We start from the raw sequence: 4873 nt of genomic DNA on the forward strand, positions 1-4873 counted from the left end.
CAGCGCCTGAATGCACGGTGCATCAGTCAATCTGCATATGCCGGCAATCACGCTGACCCCGGCGCATCATCAGAAGCTGTACTTCGCCGTAACCATCAAGTTGCGCGGGTCGCCAAACACGTCATATGGGCTCCACGTGGAGTTGCTGGCGATGCCCTGGTAGTACTTCTTGTCGAACACGTTGTTGATGTTCAACTGCGTGTCCAGATGCTTGTTGACCTGGTAACCCGCCATCAACCCGACCAGCGCATACGCCTCCTGCTCGACATGGTAGTTGCCGAACACATTGCTGCCCTTGTTGAAGGTCGCGCTCTGGCTATAGAGGTTGGCCCCCACACGCCACTGCTTCAGATCACCCTGCAACTGGTACGTGGTACTGGCCTTGAACATATGACGCGGCAGGTCGGTGTCGAACAGCCGGCCTTCCTTGGCCTTGTCGGCATCCTTCTCGTACTTGGCCTGGGCGAACGTATAGCCGGCGCCCACTTGCCAGTTGGGCGTCAGCGCACCATTGATCTCGAACTCGATGCCCTGGCTGCGCACCTTGCCAGCCGCTTCATAGCACCCGTAGCTACCCACCGGGATGACCTTGCACAGGCTTGCATCCGCCACCTCGGCCGCGCGGTTGAGCTGGTCGATCTGGAACAGCGAAGCACTGGCATTCAGCGCGCCGCCAAAATACTCACCCTTGATACCCACTTCGTAGTTTTCGCCGGTAATAGGCTCAATGCCTTTGCCTTGGCCGTCCTTCTCGGTCTGCGGCTGAAAGATATCGGTGTAGCTGGCATACACCGAATGGTTGTCGTCCAGGTCATAGATAACCCCGGCATAACGGGTGACGTTGCGCACCACCTTGGTCTTGCCCGAGGTGTAGTACTGGTCGTTGATCTGGTCATAGATGGCCGTGGCGTCGTACCAGTCCAGGCGCGCACCGAGTATCACCTTCAGCGGGTCGGCCAGGTTCCAGCGCGTGGTGAGGTAGAGGCCTTCCTGATCGACCTTGTCGTCGATGGAGTAGATGTCCGGCACGTTCGGTCTGGCCAGCCCGCCCGGGTTGAAGCGGTTGATGTCCGGCACATCGACGAACACCGTGCCGCCGGTTGCTTCGGTCTTGAGCTGGCGCTTGCTGGCGCCGACCACCAGTTCATGCTCGCGCCCCAGCAGTGTGAACGGGCCTGTGGCATAGACATCGTAGGTGGACTGATCGAAGTCGCGGTTCTGGTTGAAGATGCGCTGGCGGTAGGTGGCGTCGTTGTTGCGCTCCAGCACGCCGCCCATCATCTTGAATTCGGACCAGTTTTTCGACGCGCCCAGGTGAAGGCGCCAGTCGTTGTCGAAGCGCTGGTCGAGCTCGACGAACACCGTCTTGTTCTCGACGTCCTGGTGCGACCAGCTGTAGCCGAAGGTCTTGGAGCGAGAAAAGCCCATGTGGCTGCCATCGGGGTTCACCGGCAGGCCGCCCCAGTTGATGTTGTTATTGTCGTTCTGGTCGGACGCGCCCACGGTCAGGGTGGTGCTGTCGGTGAGGTCGAACTCGCTGATGCCGTAGAACACCCCGCGCTCGCGCCCGGCGTAATCCTGATAGCTGCCCTTGTCGTTGTACGCGCCGACGATGCGGCCACGCACGCTGGCGCTGTCGTTCAGCGGGCCGGACACATCCAGCTCGCTGCGGTAGTTGTCCCAGCTGCCGGCGCTGCCGGTCACGCTGGCCTGGAACGCCTGGGTAGGGCGCTTGCGCACCATGTTGATGGCGGCCGACGGGTTGCCGGCCCCTTGCATCATGCCGGTGGCGCCGCGCACCACTTCGACGCGGTCATAGGGGGCCAGGTCGGCGGTGGCCACCCAGTCGGCGTTGTAGGTGGTGGGCAGGCCGTCGAACATCAGGTTGGTGATGGGGAAGCCGCGGGCGAAGAACTCGCTGTTGGCCGGGCGCGCGGCCGACAGGCGCAGCCCGGGCGTGGCCTGCACCACGTCGTCGAGGCTGCGCATGCCCTGGTCGTCCATGCGCTGGCGGGTAATCACCGTGACCGACTGCGGTGTTTCGCGCAGCGACAGCGGCAGCTTGGTGGCGGTCTGCATGGCGCCGGTGGTGTACGAACCGCTGTGCTCGGTGGTCGAGCCCAGGCCCAGGCCGCTGATGGTGGTGGCGCCCAGTTCCAGGGCATCTGCGCTTTGGCTACGGGCAATCAGCAGGTAATTGCCGCTGGCGGTGCGGGTAACCGTGAGGCCGCTGCCGGCCAGCAGGCGTTCGAGGCCATCCTGCACGGCATAGTCCCCACGCAGTGCCGGGGCGCGCTTGCCCTGCACCAGCGCCGGGTCGAACGGCAGGCTGATGCCGGCCACCTGGGCAAAGCTGTTGAGCGATTCTTCCAGCGGGCCGGCCGCCAGCTCGTAGTGGCGGCTGCTTGCCTCGGCGGCCTGCGCGGCCGCACTGGCCAGCGACACGCTGGTGGCACCGGCCAGCAACATACTGCGCAGGGTCAGTGCCAGCACGCTGCGCTGCAAAGGCCGGGTGGGGATAAAAGCAGAAGACATGGACGGCGTGCTCCTTTCGAATGACGAGGTGTATTGCCTGTCTGTCGAAGAGGGTGGCAAAACCCGTAAAAGTTTTTGAGATTTCTTCTCATCAGCCTTACCGGGCGACGATACGGGTCCATAACGGGGTAAAGCGTTCCACCCGCACCGGCAGCGAATCGCTCAGGGCGCTGAGGGCCTGGTCGATGTCATCGAGCTGGAACACGCCCGACACCTCCAGGTGCGCGATGGCCGGGTCGCAGCGCAGCCAGCCGTGGCGATAGCGCGCCAGTTCTGCGGTCAGCTCGCGCAGTTGCATGCGCTTGGCCACCAGTTGCCCGCGCGCCCAGGCGCTGGCATTGAGGGGGCTGGTTTCGACCCGCTGGCTGCCGTTTGCATCGATCAGGTATTGCTCCCCGGCGGCAACCATCACCGGCTGGCCCTTGCCCTGAATCGCCACCACCCCATCCTCGACCCGCAACCGCGTGCCGCTGGCTTCATCACGCACCGCAAAGGCCGTACCGATGGCCTGCAACTGTGCATGCCGCGTGCTGACCCAGAAGCTGCGACGCCCGCCCGCCGTGGCGGCGTCCTTGCCGGTGTCGATAAAGATTTCGCCGCGCCGCAGCACGATCAACCGGCGCTGGGCGGTGAACTGCACGTCCACTGCACTGGCTGTGTTCATTTGCAGGCGGGTGCCGTCATCCAGCACGAACTGACGGCGCTCGCCCACCTCGGTGGCGTAGTCCGCGCCCCAGGGCACCAGCGTGCTGTCACGCATCGACCAGCCGGTAACGCCGCTGGCCAGCAGCCCCACGCCCAGCAGCTTGAGCGCCTGGCGTCGGCTGTGACGACCGCCTTGCAGGCGTTGCAGCGTGTCCCGCGCCACCGAGCCGGGCAGTGCGGCCAGGCCCTGGAAGGTGGCATCGCTTTTCTGCAGCGCTTGCCAGGCCACCTCATGCAGCGCGTGCGCCTGACGCCAGCGTTGGCAGGCCTCCAGCAGCTGCGGGTTGACGCCGTCGGACTCGATGCGCACCAGCCAGCCGATGGCCTGGTCCAGCACGTTGTCGGGGAGTTCGGGCAATGGCGGGCGGCTCATCGCTGGGCCAGGTAGCAATGGCGAATGGCGCTGGCCATGTACTTCTCCACCGAACTCAGGCTTACCGCCAGGCGCTCGGCGATCTCCTTGTAGCTCAGGCCCTCCAGGCGCGACAGCAGAAAGGCCATGCGCACCTTGGGCGGCAGGCCGTTGAGCAGGGCGTCCACACGGGCCAGGGTTTCCAGCAGTATCAGCTGCGACTCGGGCGACGGCACCTCGGCTTCGGGCAGGTGTGCGATGGCCTCCAGATACGCCCGCTCGACCCGCTGGCGACGCACGCGATCCACCAGCAGCCCGTGGGCCACGGTGCTCAACCAGGCACGCGGCTGACGCAACTGCTGCAGCTGCTCCGGCTTGCCGAGGATGTGCACGAAGATGTCGTGGGCCAGGTCCGCCGCGTGGTCGCCGTGGCGCATGCGCTTGCGCAACCAGCCCAGCAACCAGGCGTGATGGTTGATGTACAGCGCACGAACATCGGCATGAGGGGTGCGGGAAGTGGATGGCGACGACACGGAAAACCTCAGCATGATAGCCAGGTGCATTTGAGAATTTGTCGCATCCTAGTGCCAGTGGGCCGTGGACAGCAAGGGGAGAGTGCGTGATGTAGGGGGCAGGTGGGGTTTTGGTGGGCGGAGCGAGCTCGGTAGGCCGCGTGTGCGGCCCGTGTGTTGCGTCGTTACTCGGGTGCCGCGTTTGCTTCCATGCCGTCCAGCACGGTGTCGATCAGTACGGTGCTCATTTCCAGCGATTGCTGTGCGGCGATCAGCAGCGTCTTGAACTGCTCGTCGGCACGTTCGCAGGCTTGGGCGGTGGTGTCCTTGGCGCATTGGATCTGGAGCGACAGGTGAACCAGGGCGTCTTCCAGCTCGATGCCTTCGCAGACGGAAAACAGGGGCGGGTGATTGCCGTTGCAACAGCCGAAGGCGGTGTAGATACGTTTGCGGGGTTGAGTAGTAAGCGGGGGATTGGAGACGGTTTTGACCATTGTGCAGCTCCCTTTTTGAGTGGAACCGCCATCTGATGTTCAGGTGGCGCAGTTGCGCCTTTTGCATTAGCGGGCCGCGACGCCCGGTCGCTGGATTGACAGCGACGTCGCAAGATTAGCGGGGTTGGGGTGGGGATTCAAGACGTTCTACAGCGGTATGCGCACCCCCCCCTGAAGCGGGAGCCGGATGCTTGTGCATTATTGCTCAGGCAGCAAGGCTGGATCCGCTCGATGCAACTGGCAAAGTTGACAGTTGTGACAAGCAAAATGACGTA

Annotated in this window: 4 protein-coding genes; all 4 read right to left on the minus strand. The window is 63.9% G+C overall.

The window, feature by feature from the left end:
* Positions 1–69 precede the first annotated feature (69 nt).
* The gene (locus DN387_RS25805) at positions 70–2535 is read right to left on the minus strand and encodes a TonB-dependent siderophore receptor (protein WP_082405741.1); all 2466 of its coding nucleotides are present in this window, start codon (positions 2533–2535) and stop codon (positions 70–72) included.
* Between the two features lie 97 nt (positions 2536–2632).
* Entirely contained in the window at positions 2633–3613 is a 981-nt protein-coding gene (locus DN387_RS25810; RefSeq protein ID WP_054915326.1) for a FecR domain-containing protein, read from the minus strand.
* Positions 3610–4125, minus strand: coding sequence for a sigma-70 family RNA polymerase sigma factor (locus DN387_RS25815; RefSeq protein ID WP_254506409.1), 516 nt, complete (start codon positions 4123–4125; stop codon positions 3610–3612). The genes DN387_RS25810 and DN387_RS25815 overlap by 4 nt, the downstream gene beginning before the upstream one ends.
* Before the next feature lie 164 nt (positions 4126–4289).
* Complete coding sequence (locus DN387_RS25820) at positions 4290–4598, minus strand: DUF3077 domain-containing protein (RefSeq protein WP_054915325.1); 309 nt, start codon at positions 4596–4598, stop codon at positions 4290–4292.
* Positions 4599–4873 lie beyond the last annotated feature (275 nt).

It is taken from the genome of Pseudomonas sp. FBF18, assembly GCF_024261405.1.
Classification (GTDB): domain Bacteria; phylum Pseudomonadota; class Gammaproteobacteria; order Pseudomonadales; family Pseudomonadaceae; genus Aquipseudomonas; species Aquipseudomonas palmensis.

Excerpts from the sequence above, each read along its gene's own strand:
- DN387_RS25810 (WP_054915326.1), bottom strand. The coding sequence starts at position 3,613 with ATGAGCCGCCCGCCATTGCCCGAACTCCCCGACAACGTGCTGGACCAG.
- DN387_RS25820 (WP_054915325.1), bottom strand. The coding sequence starts at position 4,598 with ATGGTCAAAACCGTCTCCAATCCCCCGCTTACTACTCAACCCCGCAAA.
- DN387_RS25805 (WP_082405741.1), bottom strand. The coding sequence starts at position 2,535 with ATGTCTTCTGCTTTTATCCCCACCCGGCCTTTGCAGCGCAGCGTGCTG.